15 protein-coding genes are annotated in these 14,881 nt (G+C 41.8%); 3 read left to right on the forward strand and 12 right to left on the reverse strand.

The features are described 5' to 3' along the window. Window positions 1–264 precede the first annotated feature (264 nt). Window positions 265–846, forward strand: coding sequence for a nucleotidyltransferase family protein (locus tag NSQ64_RS20690; RefSeq protein WP_341018169.1), 582 nt, complete (start codon window positions 265–267; stop codon window positions 844–846). A 75-nt stretch (window positions 847–921) separates the two neighbouring features. Here NSQ64_RS20690 and rplI read toward each other — a convergent pair whose 3' ends face one another. The 3 genes from rplI to NSQ64_RS20705 are packed head-to-tail and all read right to left on the reverse strand — an operon-like array spanning window position 922 to window position 4,315. Beyond that, complete coding sequence (gene rplI, locus NSQ64_RS20695) at window positions 922–1,371, reverse strand: 50S ribosomal protein L9 (RefSeq protein ID WP_008359128.1); 450 nt, start codon at window positions 1,369–1,371, stop codon at window positions 922–924. Next, complete coding sequence (locus tag NSQ64_RS20700; RefSeq protein WP_341018172.1) at window positions 1,368–3,347, reverse strand: DHH family phosphoesterase; 1,980 nt, start codon at window positions 3,345–3,347, stop codon at window positions 1,368–1,370. Before NSQ64_RS20700 ends, rplI begins: the two co-directional genes overlap by 4 nt. Window positions 3,348–3,367: 20 nt before the next feature. Beyond that, complete coding sequence (locus NSQ64_RS20705; protein WP_341018174.1) at window positions 3,368–4,315, reverse strand: YybS family protein; 948 nt, start codon at window positions 4,313–4,315, stop codon at window positions 3,368–3,370. A gap of 303 nt (window positions 4,316–4,618) precedes the next feature. On the opposite strand from NSQ64_RS20705, the gene NSQ64_RS20710 reads away from it, so the two are divergent. After that, a complete protein-coding gene (locus NSQ64_RS20710; RefSeq protein ID WP_341018177.1) occupies window positions 4,619–5,545 on the forward strand; it encodes a manganese-dependent inorganic pyrophosphatase in 927 nt (308 codons plus the stop codon). A gap of 55 nt (window positions 5,546–5,600) precedes the next feature. Here NSQ64_RS20710 and NSQ64_RS20715 read toward each other — a convergent pair whose 3' ends face one another. The 3 genes from NSQ64_RS20715 to NSQ64_RS20725 form a co-directional block, all read right to left on the reverse strand. Then, window positions 5,601–6,458: a DUF3298 and DUF4163 domain-containing protein gene (locus tag NSQ64_RS20715; protein WP_341018179.1), complete on the reverse strand. Its 858-nt coding sequence runs from the start codon at window positions 6,456–6,458 to the stop codon at window positions 5,601–5,603. Further along, a complete protein-coding gene (locus NSQ64_RS20720) occupies window positions 6,459–6,953 on the reverse strand; it encodes an RNA polymerase sigma factor (protein WP_341018181.1) in 495 nt (164 codons plus the stop codon). A gap of 149 nt (window positions 6,954–7,102) precedes the next feature. Next, on the reverse strand, window positions 7,103–7,762 hold the full coding sequence (locus NSQ64_RS20725) for a hypothetical protein (RefSeq protein ID WP_268382564.1): 660 nt from the start codon (window positions 7,760–7,762) through the stop codon (window positions 7,103–7,105). Window positions 7,763–7,958: 196 nt separating this feature from the next. Here NSQ64_RS20725 and katX point away from each other — a divergent pair, with 196 nt between their 5' ends. Further along, a complete protein-coding gene (gene katX, locus NSQ64_RS20730) occupies window positions 7,959–9,458 on the forward strand; it encodes a catalase KatX (RefSeq protein ID WP_230677060.1) in 1,500 nt (499 codons plus the stop codon). Window positions 9,459–9,506: 48 nt separating this feature from the next. Here katX and wrbA read toward each other — a convergent pair whose 3' ends face one another. The 6 genes from wrbA to rpsR form a co-directional block, all read right to left on the reverse strand. Then, window positions 9,507–10,130, reverse strand: coding sequence for an NAD(P)H:quinone oxidoreductase (gene wrbA, locus NSQ64_RS20735; RefSeq protein WP_045034926.1), 624 nt, complete (start codon window positions 10,128–10,130; stop codon window positions 9,507–9,509). 59 nt (window positions 10,131–10,189) lie between these two features. Continuing rightward, on the reverse strand, window positions 10,190–10,801 hold the full coding sequence (locus tag NSQ64_RS20740) for an alpha/beta hydrolase (protein WP_146271919.1): 612 nt from the start codon (window positions 10,799–10,801) through the stop codon (window positions 10,190–10,192). Beyond that, on the reverse strand, window positions 10,798–11,769 hold the full coding sequence (locus tag NSQ64_RS20745; RefSeq protein ID WP_172793269.1) for a ring-cleaving dioxygenase: 972 nt from the start codon (window positions 11,767–11,769) through the stop codon (window positions 10,798–10,800). Before NSQ64_RS20745 ends, NSQ64_RS20740 begins: the two co-directional genes overlap by 4 nt. 190 nt (window positions 11,770–11,959) lie before the next feature. Continuing rightward, a complete protein-coding gene (locus tag NSQ64_RS20750) occupies window positions 11,960–13,477 on the reverse strand; it encodes an ABC transporter permease/substrate-binding protein (RefSeq protein WP_341018186.1) in 1,518 nt (505 codons plus the stop codon). Next, window positions 13,470–14,435 carry an ABC transporter ATP-binding protein gene (locus tag NSQ64_RS20755; RefSeq protein WP_341018188.1) on the reverse strand — a complete coding sequence of 322 codons (966 nt, stop codon included), beginning with the start codon at window positions 14,433–14,435 and terminating at the stop codon, window positions 13,470–13,472. The genes NSQ64_RS20750 and NSQ64_RS20755 overlap by 8 nt, the downstream gene beginning before the upstream one ends. A gap of 199 nt (window positions 14,436–14,634) precedes the next feature. Beyond that, complete coding sequence (gene rpsR, locus NSQ64_RS20760) at window positions 14,635–14,874, reverse strand: 30S ribosomal protein S18 (protein WP_008347556.1); 240 nt, start codon at window positions 14,872–14,874, stop codon at window positions 14,635–14,637. Window positions 14,875–14,881 lie beyond the last annotated feature (7 nt).

Consider the following 14,881-nt stretch of genomic DNA (forward strand, 5'->3'; position numbering starts at 1 on the left):
TTTTATGCATCAAATTAGAAGTCGTATCAGGTTTATTAGCACGCTCCCTCGTAACAGCACATGGAGATGATAAGAGACATATCTACGCAAAATCAATCTCAAGTATGTTCAATATACTTTAACAATCCTTAGAACATTCTATAATTTTCGGCTTCCAGATAGCGATACAAGATAAAAAGACATCATTTACTTTTTTAAGGAAAATTATACGAATTTTTCTTGTTATGAGCTATAATAAGAAAATACGTTCGGGAGGCGATCATATTGAAATTAAAAAGTGAACAAGACATAATACAACTTGTAAAAGATGATGAATGGATGATGGAAATCTTACAAGATGCCAAATCTCTGAATTTGCCTGACTGGTGGGTATGTGCGGGCTTTGTTCGTTCAAAAATTTGGGATACGCTTCATGATTATACTGAACGGACACCAATGCCCGATGTTGATGTCATCTATTTCGATAAAAGCAAACTCGATGAAACAATAGAAAAGCAATTGGAACAAAAACTTAAGAGTATAAACCCTCTAATTCCCTGGTCTGTCAAAAATGAAGCGAGAATGCACATAGCAAATAACATACCGCCATATTCTTCATCAACAGACGCTATCTCAAAATTTCCTGAAACAGCGACAGCCTTGGGGCTTACATTAGATGAGCAGAACGACGTTATCTTAACAGCCCCTTATGGAATTGAAGATGTATTAAATTTATTGATAAAACCAACACCTTATTTTGAGGAAACAAAAGAAAGAGCAAAAATCTATGAAGAACGTATTGTTAAGAAAAATTGGAAAAGTGTTTGGGGCAAGATAAAGGTTCATCATATTCAACAAACCCACTAACCTTAGCAAATAAGCCAATTTGAATTCTGTACTCGATAAAGAACCCGCCTCCTCGTGAGACGGGTTCTTTTCTGCTTATGCCTGCTCTGTCACATGTACCTTTAACGTTGCTTGTACCTCTGGATGAAGCTTTACCGGTACATTTGTGTAACCTAATGCACGGATGGCATCATTCAGCTCGATTTTGCGCTTATCGAGTTTAATTTGATGATCTTTTTGCAATTTATCAGCGATTTGTTTGCTTGTAATTGAGCCAAACAAACGGCCGCCTTCACCTGATTTTGCAGTGAGTTCCACTGTTAACGCCTCAAGTGTTTCTTTTAATTGTTTTGCTTGTTCAAGCTCTTGGATGGCATTCTTTTTCTCTTTGTTTTTCTGCCCTTCCAATGCACTTAGGTTCGTTGGAGTTGCTTCAACAGCTAACCCTTGTTTGATGAGAAAGTTGTGAGCGTATCCGTCAGCTACATTCTTGACTTCGCCTTTTTTCCCTTTGCCTTTTACGTCTTTTAGAAAGATGACTTTCATCTTTGAACCCCTCCTTCGAAATATTCGTCTATGGCAGCCTTTAACTTCCCTACCGCTTCTTCAATGGTTATACCATAAATCTGGGTAGCAGCGTTAGTCAAATGACCGCCGCCGTCTAATGCTTCCATAATAATTTGAACGTTGATCTCTCCTAATGATCTGGCACTAATACATACCGTGTCGTCATCTCGTCTAGCGACAGCAAATGACGCTTCTACCTCACTCATTGACAACAGGGAATCCGCTGTCTGGGCAATCGTAATTTGATCATAATACTCCGACCTGTCAGATGGCAATGAAGCAATGGCCACCTGATTTTGATACAGCTCTGTATGCTGAATGAGTTTTGCCCGTTTGATGTAATGATCGACTGTTTCTTTTAAGAACTTTTGCACAAGGACAGGATCTGCTCCCTTTGCACGAAGGTAAGATGCTGCATCGAACGTTCTTGACCCCGTTCTCAGAGAGAAACTCTTCGTATCCACGATGATCCCAGCAAGAAGCGCAGTCGCCTCAATCATGTTAATCCGCAATTTCTTCGGCTGATACTCTAAGAGCTCTGTCACAAGCTCTGCTGTAGATGAAGCATACGGCTCCATATAGACAAGTAAAGGATCACGGATAAATTCCTCACCACGTCTATGGTGGTCAATGACAACGACGTTTTCGATCTTATTTAGCAGTCGTTCTTCCATCACAAGGGACGGTTTATGTGTATCTACGACCACAAGCAATGTGTCATCCTTTGCAAGCTCCATCGCTTCCTCAGGCGTGATAAAACGGGACCAAAGTTCTTCATAATTCTTAATTTCACTAATTAAGCGTTGAACGCTATCCCCAATCTGGTTGGCATCAATGACGATGTAACCTTCTTTTCCATTCGCCTGAGCAACCTTTAAAATCCCGATCGAGGCACCGATAGAGTCCATGTCGGGGAACTTATGCCCCATGATCATGACATTACCGCTTTCAGATACAATTTCTTTTAAAGCATGTGAAATGACCCGTGCGCGTACTCGTGTCCGTTTTTCCATTGGATTGGTTTTTCCACCGTAGAATTTCACTTTCCCATTCGGCTGTTTAATCGCTACCTGATCCCCGCCTCGTCCGAGGGCAAGGTCAAGACTCGACTGCGCAAGTGCGCCAAGTTCTTTTAAAGAAGGAACAGACGCACCGATTCCAATACTAAGGGTAAGTGTGGCGCTATGTGCCCCTGTTTTTTCACGAACCTCGTCTAAAATGGAAAACTTCGACGCTTCAAGCTCTGCTAAGATGCTCTCGTTTAATACAGCCATAAATCGTTCAGATGAAATTCTTTTTAAGAAAATGCCGTATTCTTGTGCCCAATTGTTTAACAGCGATGTGACTTCACTATTAATCGCGCTGCGCACCTGATCATCAAGACCCTGCGTGACATCATCATAATTGTCTAAAAAGATATAAGATAACACCGTTCGTTCATTTTCATACTGTCTTTCAATCTGCACTTGTTCCGTGACATCAAAGAAATATAAAAGGCGCTCTGACCGTTTAATAATGACTTTGAATTTCCGGTCATTCAGCGTCACATTTTCTGTCTCAACCTCTTGTTTAATAAGAGGCACAATGGATTCAAATGTATCATACAAGGATCTGCCGACAAGTGTGCTTTCATGGAAGCACGAAGCGAGAAATGGATTGGTCCATTCGATATAATACTGGTCATTAAACAGCATAATACCAATTGGCATCTCCATTAATGCTTCTTCTCCAACCTTTTTGACTCGATAGGATAATGTTGAAATATATGAATCAATCTCTTTTTGTACCTGCGTATCTGCCCACTTTAAAAAGTAGAGCACACCCGCAAGGACTAAAAGACCAACCGCTCCTATGATCCAATTAAAATAAAGGTTGAGGAGGACTGTGATCACCGCAAGAACAATTAACGCGAAGATCGGATACTTGATGACAGGTTTTCGATAGAAGCTTGGCACTGATATCAACTCCTCAACATTCAGAGTGAATTATTTGTTTTTACTTTTTCTCTTAAATCAAAGCCTATGTCAGCAATCCCTATAATACGCACAATCACACCGATTGGCGGAAAGAGAATCGTCAATACGACGGCAAAAATGGGTACCACTTTTGAGATGTTTTTTTCGTGGCAATAATAGAAGATAAAAGAAAAGCCCTGAATAAACACCAGTATAAATAAAATTTGAAAAGCACTCGTTTGCACGAGCGATAAAAAGCTGCCTTTCTCCGGCTGAATCAGCATCAAAAGCAGTGTGAGTAAATAATACCATACCATGCTTTTTGGCAGCCGCATATCCTTAAATTTCTTAAGAGCTGGCATGTCTGGAACAAACCGTTTGATCAACGGCCGCACAAACCAATGATTGACGAAAGACATGAGCGTGACAAAAATCAAAAGCGCTACAGGTAAAGAATTTAATGCCGTATCCTGCATCTCTCTAAACTGCTTGAGTTGTTTTGCTATGTCCTGATCAGAAGCCCCAGATTGTTTTAAGGTACTCTCTACCATCGGCATGATTTGGTCAATTGATTCCTTTGCGACACCCAGTATATCTACTTGAAACAGCTGGACACTGACAACAAAGTAAATGAGAAAACTGAATAAGTAGATCAGCGCACCCGTAATAATAGCCTGACCTGGCTGCCTCCTTCTGTAGAAAACACCCATACCTACTCCAACAGCAATCAGCATTGGCGCACTTAACAGCCCATTAATAGACCCAATTAAAAAGCTGATCACTATGCCAATAGCGCCAGCCGCAATTCCTTTTTTCAAGCCATGCCTGATTGTATAGAGAATGATCGGAATCGGAGCAGCCATGAAGAAAATAATGGCTAAAAGTGGCACATACAAATAAAACAGCGTCATGACCGCAAAAATACTGATCATGATAGCGCCTTCTACTAACGCTTTTGTTTGTTTCACACCTTCACCTCAATCCAATCATTTTTCTATATCTTGCTCAATGTGTACTTCTATGTATACGTACGATGTACGCTCCGTCATATCTTGACCCAACCTTTATTTTACCATAGCCGTAAATCGCAAGTAAAATGCAGGCTATTCCAAGAACGTTTCACGTGGAACAACTTAGATCGTCTTGTACATGCAACTTTTCAGACAGCATGTTACAATTTTTTAGATTATTCTTAGCTATAAACCCTGAATTCAAGGTCAAAAGCTGTTAGAATAGAAACATCATCAATAAAAGTAAGAAGGAGAATTCACATGGGAAAAACACTCGTATTCGGACACAAAAACCCTGACACAGACACGATTTGCTCTGCTATCGCTTACGCTGATCTGAAAAACAAAATTGGCGTTCAAGCAGAAGCTGTCAGACTTGGAGAAATCAATGGAGAAACACAATACGCATTAGATTTCTTTAAACAAGAAGCACCTCGTTTCATTGAAACGGCTGCAAACGAAACAAAACAAGTCATTCTTGTCGATCATAACGAATTCCAACAAAGTGTAAGCGATATTGATCAAGTACAAGTGACAGAGGTCATTGACCATCACCGTATTGCCAACTTTGAAACAAGTGAACCTCTTTACTATCGTGCTGAGCCAGTAGGCTGTACAGCAACGATCTTAAACAAAATGTACAAAGAGCACCAAGTCACAATTGAAAAAGAAATCGCTGGTTTGCTTTTGTCTGCGATCATTTCTGATTCCTTACTATTCAAATCCCCAACATGCACACAGCAGGATGTTGATGCTGCGCATGAGCTGGCTAAAATCGCAGGAGTAGACCCTGAAGTATATGGTTTAGATATGCTGAAAGCAGGAGCTGACCTAAGCCAAAAAACGGTTCAAGAATTAATTACACTTGATGCAAAAGAATTCGCACTAGGCAAAAGCAAAGTGGAAATTGCGCAAGTCAATACAGTAGATATCGCAGAAGTGACAGCAAGACAGGCTGACATTGAAGCGAAAATCAATGAAGTCATTGCAGCAAAAGGTCTTGATCTATTTGTTTTAGTCATCACAGATATTTTAGAAAATGACTCCCTTGCTCTTGCACTCGGTGCAGAAGCAGCAAAAGTAGAAAAAGCATTTAACGTCACGCTTGAAAACAACACAGCGTTACTAAAAGGTGTTGTATCAAGAAAGAAACAAGTCGTACCTGCACTGACAGACGCACTTTCTTAATAAAACAAGATAAGACTGCTGAATCATTCAGCAGTCTTTTTTGTCTGTTTTCTTTTTAATGAATGTACGTATCGCTAACGAGAATATCTTTTAACACGCTTGTTGGAATCGTGAATTCAACAACACCCATGTAACCAGGCGCCACAGCATATTCATTAAAGGAAATCACAAGCTTCCCTTTTGAATTGATATAGAAGTTTTGATCCGGCTTAATTTTCTTAAATGGATCCGCCATATCTTGCTTGCCAATCCAATACATTTTGTTTGAATCCTCTTTCATCTGTTTCTTCATTTGTTCTTTAATATTCTCACTAATCACATCAATATAACGATCATCTTTAAACAGGCTTGGTAATGTAATGAGTACATGATTTTTCTTATCAACTGTATCATATGTCATTTCCTCTGCCGCAGAAGCCTGAGTCGTCACCTTGTATCGGCCTAGTGAAAGGATTTGATCATTGTTCGTTCTCACTTCATAACCGCTCTCAACACTTAAATGACCATTTTTATAACCCTTTGTTTCCTTTTCAAAATCTTGATACAGCTTTTTGTTTTCAGCTAAATATTTTTGATTCAGGCTGTCTTGCAATGTCCCGTCCCCAAGTCCTGAAACGTGTGGTGTTTTAAGATCAATATTCGTGCCTTGATCGCTCTTTTTAAATTCTGTAAACGTCACGACTTTCACCAGCTCGCCAATGACAGGCATCTCTGAAATCGCTCTTGCTGCCTGTGGACTAACATTAACAGTTGTGATAAAAAGAGCTGCAGCTGCAACAAGTCCGATGGTCCATTGCTGAAAATGAGGTTTTTTATTTTTTCTTTTTAACGTTCGTTCAACCATAGCATCATATTCTGGTGGGATAGGGATTTCTAAATATTCATCTTTTAAATGTTCCAAATACTTATCCATTTATATTTCCTCCTGTGATAATTCTACTTTTAAAAGCCGCAGCGCCTTATATAATCTTGTTTTAATAGTGTTTTCATTTTCATCGAGAATTTGGGCGATGTCCTCTAGTTTTAAATCTTCAAAGAATCTCAAAATAATGATCACCCGATACATCTCAGGCAAATCCTCTATAGCTCGTCTAACGTCTTGATCCTCATATACATCTGATTCGCCCTGTGATAAGAATTCAAGCGTATCATCATCTGTCACCTGCACACGCTTCTTCTTTCGTAAAAAGTCGAGGGCAGCGTTTACGACGATTTTATAAAACCAGCTATGCATCTTGGTCGCATCCTCTAATCTGTGAACAGATTTGAGTGCTTTATGAATCGCCTCTTGAACGACATCCATCGCATCTTCTGGGTTTTTGACATAGCTATAGGACAATCGATAAAAACTGTGTTTATGCTCCATTACGTAATCCGCAAATTGATCATCAATCTTTCGTTTCTTCATTTTACAAAGAGCTCCTTTATCTTAAATGCGCATCTGTTATTTCTTATATTGGATAGACGCGTACCTGTTAAAAATAGTTTGCGCTCCATTATTTTTTTAACATGTCATCCCATTTACGTTTCTATACAAAAAGAGCGAACCTGACGGGTTCACTCTTTTAAAGCCGTTATTTTTTGATAAACAAATGGTTTAAGTGGTGAAAGCGGATGAATGATGGACACTCCTGTTTCCTGCTCCACCTGCTTTGCAGCGTGAACCATCGAGAGCTGCATTACACAAATATCTCCATGCTGCTGCTTCACAGATTGCCTTAACTGTTCCATAATTCGCTCATGGTAGGCTTGTATATCACCGTTCAAGCAAAGATGAAAGACATCCTCTAGCACAACCACTTCTGCCTTCAACTGCTTTCCCCGCTCTTTTACATATGAAGACAGTCGCTTCATCGTTCCTTCTACTGTATCTGGGTTTGAAAACACTAGCTGAAGCGGACCCTCTCGCTCACAAATCTGCTCAAATAACGGCTCATCTATCGGAACAATTGGTTGTTTGAACAGGTGCTGCTGCTCCCCCAAAGCCGCAATGTATTGTGTACACGTTAATAAAACAAGATCAGCCTCTTCTTCTTGCATGAGTCTGTTGATAGCATAGGTTTGCTGCTGCTCAAGATCAAATGCGGGATCTTGTTTGGCTCGTTCCATAAATGATGAATCGACGATGTGATGCAGATCAAATCCTGTGTCATAGAAAGCGTCGTCAATGTAAGAAATATTAGATGGATGTGCGTGAAGGCAGTGTAATCGAATCATTAGGTCCGCTCCTCATAAAAGTTTTCACTCATTATATCAATCCTTGTATGAAATAGGGAGCAACATGACCATATTGTTAAGGAGATATTGAAGGAGGGATTCTACCTTGAAAGAAGATCAACAGCCTACATCATCTTCAGAGTCAGAAGAAACCTTGACGAATCGCCAAGGTCACCCGGTAACAGATAATCAAAACATGAGAACCGTTGGGAATAGAGGACCGACTACGCTTGAAAACTACGATTTCCTAGAGAAAATCAGTCATTTTGATCGTGAACGCATCCCTGAACGTGTCGTTCACGCACGAGGTGCTGGCGCACACGGATACTTTGAAGCCTACGGTACATTCGGTGACGAACCCATTTCCACTTATACAAGAGCCAAATTATTTCAAGAGAAAGGAAAAAAGACCCCTGTCTTCGTTCGATTCTCTTCTGTTATTCACGGCGGACATTCACCAGAAACTTTACGCGATCCGCGGGGATTTGCGATCAAATTTTATACAGAAGACGGCAACTGGGATCTCGTTGGGAACAACCTCAAAATTTTCTTTATTCGAGATGCTTTGAAATTCCCTGATTTGGTTCATGCCTTTAAGCCTGACCCTGTCACCAATCGTCAGGATGGTGAGCGCATTTTTGATTTCGTTTCACAATCACCTGAAGCAACACATATGGTGACATTTCTCTTCTCGCCATGGGGTATTCCTGCCACATACCGGCACATGCAAGGCTCTGGCGTCCATGCCTATAAATGGGTGAATCATGAAGGAAAAGCAGTGTTGGTCAAATATCACTTTGAACCAAAGCAAGGAATTCGCAACCTGACACAAGAACAAGCCCAAGCCATTCAAGGGGAAAACTTTAATCATGCCACACAGGATTTATATGAAGCCATTGAACAAGGGGATCATCCTGAATGGGAAGTATACGCGCAAATCATGGAAGATGACACCCATCCCCATCTAGACTTTGATCCACTCGATCCGACAAAGCTCTGGTACAAGGATGACTATCCATGGAAACCGATCGGACGAATGGTGCTAAACAAAAATCCAGAAAATTATTTTGCGGAAGTGGAACAGGTTGCCTTTGGGACGGGGGTTCTTGTAGACGGATTAGATTTCTCAGATGATAAATTGCTGCAAGGGCGTACCTTCTCTTACTCTGATACGCAGCGATATCGAGTCGGGCCAAATTATTTACAGCTGCCGATCAATGCACCGAAAAAGCATGTTGCCACCAATCAGCGAGATGGGCAAATGGAATATCATGTGGATCAAGGAAAAGGACAAAACCCACATGTGAATTATGAACCGTCCATTCTCGGAGGATTAAAAGAAGCGCAGCAAGATGGAAAGGATCATACGCCTTTTGTAGAGGGTGAAGTCAAGCGAGAAGCCATTGACCGCCCGAACAATTTCGGACAAGCCGGAGAAACCTATCGCCGCTTCAATGATTGGGAACGTGAGGAACTGATTAAAAACTTAGTCAACACCTTAGCTACCTGCCAAAAAGACATCCAAGACCAAATGATCGAAAACTTCACAAAAGCTGATCCTGACTACGGAAAACGTGTGGCCGATGGCTTAAAAGCCTTCAAACAAGAGGAGCCAAGCGGTCCCATTGGATCAACAGGCGCGGCACAGGCTGTCAACGATGCGATCAACAACAGCACACCTTCAGATCCTTATTAATGAAAAAAGAATGCAGCGGAGTGGCTGCATTCTTTTTGTATACATCTATTAAGCGTTTTGACCTTTTTTGATCCATTCCGCTACATTCACTGTACGTTTCGCCTGATGTTTTGCGGCTGCTTCTGCATCCTCTTGGATCTTTCCATTTTGGTCAACAGTCACACTCACACCGTAAGGGTTACCCCCTGCGCCGTATAAGGAATCATCCGTGTATCCAGGAGCGGCAATAATGGCTCCCCAGTGGAACATCGTTGTATAAAGGCTCAGAACTGTCTGCTCCTGTCCGCCATTTGGGTTTTGTGCAGATGTCATCGCACTCACTGCTTTGTTTGCTAGTTTCCCTTGGAACCATAAACCGCCTGTTGTGTCTAAGAATTGCTTCATTTGAGCCGGTAAGTTACCGAAACGTGTCGGCATGCTGAAAATAATGGCATCTGCCCACTCTAAGTCACTTAACTGAACCTCAGGGACATCTTTTGTTTCATCTAAATGTGCTTTCCATGCTGGATTTGATGCAACAACGGCTTCTGGTGCCAATTCAGGAACCTTTAAAATTTTGACTTCAGCACCAGCTTCTTTCGCTCCAGCCTCAGCCCATTTTGCCATCTGATAGTTTGTACCTGTTGAACTATAATAAATAATCGCTAGTTTTACGTTTTCCACTTGTTCCATCTCCTTTTGTTTGGTTTGCCCAAATAGCTTCTGTAAAAATCCCACCTGTATTCCCCACCTTATTTAAATTGACGACGATACCACAATGCCGCAGCATCGACTTCTTCTCTCGTTAGTTGATGTCCACGATTTTCCCAATGAAGCGTTACGGATGCTCCCGCCTCCTGAAGCAGTTGCTCCAGTTCCTGAGATTCCTCAGGACGACACATTGGGTCATTTTCACCAGCTGCTATAAAGACTTGTTTCCCCGCTAATGAAGGTAATGAAACCCCTCGTCTTGGGACCATTGGATGATGCAGGATCGCTCCTTTCAACGCATCTCTGTAATGGAATAACAGACTTCCAGCAATGTTCGCCCCGTTTGAATAGCCGATGGCTACCACATTGTGACGATCAAATCCATACTTATCTGCTGCTTCCCCGATAAATGTATATAATTCCTCTGTACGCTCAATTAAATCTTGCTCATCAAAAACACCCTCTGCCAAACGCCTGAAAAAACGCGGCATGCCGTTTTCTGATACATTTCCTCTCACACTAAGAACAGATGCTTCAGGGTCTACCACTTCTGCAAGCGGCAATAAATCATGCTCTGTCCCGCCAGTTCCATGCAGCATGAGAAGGACAGGCTTTTGTTCATTCTTTCCTTTTTGAAAAAGATGCTTCATCATGAATCTCCTTTCCCTTTGATTTCTCTTACCTCAATCGGCAGCACGATTTGTTCAATTTGACTACGCTGCGCCTCATATTGCGGTGGCAGTTTCAACGCTTCACCCATCGTTTCCACAGATTCATCGTGTGCAAACCCTGGAGGATCGGTCGCAATCTCAAATAATATGCCGCCAAGCTCTCTAAAATAAATCGCATTGAAATAATTTCGATCTTGCACAGGCGTCACTTGATATCCGCTTTGCGCAATATGGCTTTGCCAATCTAATTGATCCTGATCATCTGTTGCTCTCCACGCAATATGATGTACAACTCCCACGCCCATACGTCCTCGTGCAACAGGTGTCTTGTTCACATCAATGACATTGCCGATTTCTCCAAACGAACGGAATCTCACATAATCTCCTTCTGTGCCGACTTTTTCAAGTCCCATCGTTTGCTCTAGTAGCTGCATCGTTTGCTCAGGCTGTGAAGTTAATAAAACAGCTCCGCCAAACCCTTTAATCGCTACTTCTGGTGTCACCCCATTAAATGTCCAGTCATTCTGTTTTCCTTCTTCACGCTCTACAAGTTCTATCAATAAACCGTGCGGATCTTCAAATGAGAGAAAGGCCTCACCAAAGCGTTCAATCATTTCATAAGAAACGTCAAACTGCTCAAGGCGTTCCTTCCAAAAAGAGAAGGCACCGGTCGGTACGACATATGTTGTCACACCTACTTGACCTGCTCCAATTTGTCCCTTTTGTGCACCTGGCCAAGGGAAAAACGTAATAATGGTACCTGGAGAACCTCCTTCATTTCCAAAATATAAATGGTATGTGCCTGGATCATCAAAATTGACGGTCTTTTTCACGAGACGCAGACCTAAAACACCTGCATAAAAATCAACGTTCTCCTGAGGATGACCAACAATTGCTGTGATATGGTGAATTCCTTCTGTTTTCTTCACTTCTAATGACCTCCTCTTCATGACGTAACATGTCCCTACTCATTATGTCTTGACAGACGCTTTTATATTATCTCGAATTCGAGATATATGACCAAAAAATATATTTATCTCGAATTAAGGATATTCTTTTTTGAAATAGATGTCAATGATTTTTGTTTTTTTCTTTTCAAAAGCAGGCCGCTTTATATATAGCAGACCTGCTTCCCCTTGATTATTGAAGTAATTTTTTCTTTTTTAAATAGGCTTCGGCTACTTGAAATGCATCTTTCCCCTTCACATTGACTTCGTAATTCATTTCTCTCATCTCATCATCTGTAATTTGACCAGCGAGCTTGTTGAGAGAGGCCTCAATCTCAGGATACTCTTTTAATGTCTCCTGTCTTAGCAAGGGCGCTCCTTGATAGGGCGGGAAAACATGCTTGTCATCATCCAGCACCTTCAACTTGTATTGTCTCAATTCACTGTCTGTCGAATACGCATCGACCAACTGAATATTCCCTTTTTGAATGGCTCGATATCGAAGTTTCGGTTCCATCGTGACCACATCGTCAAAAGAAAACTGATAAGCTTTTTGAATGCCTAAATATCCATCCTGACGATCAGAAAACTCTAAAGTAAAGCCAGCACGTATACGATTCTTGATTTGACCCAGATCTGAAATCTTTGATAAATCATATTGATCCGCTAGTGATTGAGGCACGGCTAAAGCATATGTATTGTTATAAGCCATCGGCTGAAGAAGCTGAAGCTGAAAGGATGACGCCAAACCTTGGTGCGCTTGCTCATACACTTTTTCCTTATCCGTGCTTTTCGCTGTTTCTTTCAGAAATTCAGAAATCGCTGTCCCTGTAAATTCAGGATAGATGTCAATATCACCAGACCGCAGTGCTTGAAAAACAAAGGACGTCTTACCAAGACCAGGCTTAAGATTGACTTGGATATCTGTATCCTGCTCAATTAAAAGCTTATACATAGAGATCAAAATTTCAGGCTCTGACCCCAGCTTCCCTCCAATGGTGATCTCTTTCTTTTCTTGTTGAAACAGCAATGGGGTAGCGACAACTGCTCCTGCTATTACAGCAAAGACCGTTACAGAGATCACGGTTTTTTTAAAGGAGATTTTCTCAAGTGTCCGCAAGACCACATCAAATAAGAGCGCAAGTAATGCAGCTGGAATAGCACCAATGATGATCAAAGACATATCATTTCGATCAATTCCAAGCAGAATCAGACTCCCTAATCCACCTGCCCCAATAAGAGCTGCAAGAGTGGCTGTCCCTACAATGAGGACCATCCCCGTTCGGATACCTGCCATGATCACTGGCATAGCAAGAGGGAGTTCTACTTTTAATAAGCGTTTGCGGTGATTCATTCCCATAGCGAGCGCCGCTTCCCGCAGCGACGGATCGACCTCACGAATGCCTGTATATGTGTTCCTTAAAATAGGAAGAAGAGCATAGACGACAAGAGCGATAATTGCGGGCACTTGACCAATCCCAACGAGAGGAATCAGTAGTCCAAGCAGCGCCAAAGACGGAATTGTCTGCAAGACAGCCGTCACCCCAATGATCCACTCTGCTATCTTAGGGACTCTCGTTAAATAAATCCCTAATGGAATGGCAATCAAAATCGCTAGAAATAACGCAATGAAGGAAATTTGAATATGCTCAAGTAAGGCGTGTCCGAGCTGATCTTTTCGAGCCCATAGCACACTGGTCCATTCATTCATGTGTCTCGCCCCTCTCAGCAGAAGTACCGGCTAAATACTGAATCACCGCTTGACGAGTGATGAGTCCGATCCGTTCCCCATCCTTCTCAACAACAAGCTCTTCATGCTCTGCCAGTCGAGATAGAACCTCTTCCAGCGTCGCATGGATGGAGACCGCTTCATCGCCTAACAGATCTTCTTGAGGCATGGGCTGAGAAATAGTTGTCAGCTCAAATGCTTGATGGTCTACATGACGGGCAGCTCCTGAAACAAACTCCCGCACAAATGGATTCACTGGATGCTGAATCAATTCCTCTGGGCGTCCAACCTGCACCACTTTTCCTTCATTCATCACACATATCCGATCTCCAAGCTTCATGGCTTCCTGCATATCATGTGTCACAAAAACGATGGTCTTTTGAATACGGCGTTGTAACTCAAGCAGATCATCTTGTAATTTCTCTCTCGTCAGTGGATCTAACGCACTAAAAGGTTCATCCATTAGGACAATCTCAGGATCAGCAGCAAGTGCCCGTGCTACGCCGACTCGCTGCTGCTGTCCACCTGAAAGCTCTGCTGGCTTTCGATGTCGATAGGTAGAAGGCTCAAGCCCCACCATGAACATCAACTCATCAACACGCTGATTCGTCTCAGTCCGCTTCCATTGTTTCAGCTCTGGCACTACAGCAATATTCTCTTCTATGGTCATATGAGGGAACAACGCTATTTGCTGAAGCACATAACCAATATCCCAGCGCAGCTCATAAATATCATAATCGCTGATGGTTCGACCCTTTATGTAAATCTCACCTTCTGTAGAAGAGATGAGACGATTGATCATTTTCAAAGTCGTCGTTTTCCCGCTTCCACTAGGTCCAATCAATACAAAAAATTCACCTTTCTGAATCTCCAAATCAACAGATTGAACGGCATAGCGGTCATCAGAAAATTGCATCGATACATTCTTAAATTCAATCATCTTCCCACGCCCTGACTGCAAGTATATTTTAAAATACCAATATGACAGATTAACCTAGTATTTGTATAGAACAAACTGTCACGTTGACTCTCTTTTTACATACTTCCCCTAGTTAGACTGCCAGAAACGACTTTCTCATAAAAGTGAGACAAATAAAAAAAGCGAAGAGCTCAAGGCCCTTCGCTTTTAAGTCAACGACTTACTCACCAGTAACGTATGGAAGTAATGCCATTTGACGTGATTTTTTAATCGCTAATGTCAATTTACGTTGATACTTAGCGCTAGTTCCTGTTACACGACGAGGTAAAATTTTACCACGCTCAGAAACAAACTTTCTAAGAAGATCAACATCTTTGTAATCGATGTGCGTGATTCCGTTAGAAGTAAAGAAACATACTTTACGACGTTTCGCACGACCGCCTCTGCGTCCACCTGCCATTTGTTTT

Source organism: Bacillus sp. FSL W8-0183 (genome assembly GCF_038006825.1).
Classification (GTDB): Bacteria; Bacillota; Bacilli; order Bacillales; family Bacillaceae; genus Bacillus; species Bacillus altitudinis.

What these genes read in the sequence shown, in the direction of transcription:
- NSQ64_RS20755 (WP_341018188.1), bottom strand. Translation starts at nt 14,435, where the DNA reads ATGATTGAATTTAAGAATGTATCGATGCAATTTTCTGATGACCGCTAT.
- NSQ64_RS20710 (WP_341018177.1), top strand. Translation starts at nt 4,619, where the DNA reads ATGGGAAAAACACTCGTATTCGGACACAAAAACCCTGACACAGACACG.
- katX (WP_230677060.1), top strand. Translation starts at nt 7,959, where the DNA reads ATGAGAACCGTTGGGAATAGAGGACCGACTACGCTTGAAAACTACGAT.
- NSQ64_RS20720 (WP_341018181.1), bottom strand. Translation starts at nt 6,953, where the DNA reads ATGAAGAAACGAAAGATTGATGATCAATTTGCGGATTACGTAATGGAG.
- NSQ64_RS20750 (WP_341018186.1), bottom strand. Translation starts at nt 13,477, where the DNA reads ATGAATGAATGGACCAGTGTGCTATGGGCTCGAAAAGATCAGCTCGGA.
- rplI (WP_008359128.1), bottom strand. Translation starts at nt 1,371, where the DNA reads ATGAAAGTCATCTTTCTAAAAGACGTAAAAGGCAAAGGGAAAAAAGGC.
- NSQ64_RS20745 (WP_172793269.1), bottom strand. Translation starts at nt 11,769, where the DNA reads ATGAAGAGGAGGTCATTAGAAGTGAAGAAAACAGAAGGAATTCACCAT.
- NSQ64_RS20715 (WP_341018179.1), bottom strand. Translation starts at nt 6,458, where the DNA reads ATGGATAAGTATTTGGAACATTTAAAAGATGAATATTTAGAAATCCCT.
- NSQ64_RS20740 (WP_146271919.1), bottom strand. Translation starts at nt 10,801, where the DNA reads ATGATGAAGCATCTTTTTCAAAAAGGAAAGAATGAACAAAAGCCTGTC.
- rpsR (WP_008347556.1), bottom strand. Translation starts at nt 14,874, where the DNA reads ATGGCAGGTGGACGCAGAGGCGGTCGTGCGAAACGTCGTAAAGTATGT.
- wrbA (WP_045034926.1), bottom strand. Translation starts at nt 10,130, where the DNA reads ATGGAACAAGTGGAAAACGTAAAACTAGCGATTATTTATTATAGTTCA.
- NSQ64_RS20725 (WP_268382564.1), bottom strand. Translation starts at nt 7,762, where the DNA reads ATGATTCGATTACACTGCCTTCACGCACATCCATCTAATATTTCTTAC.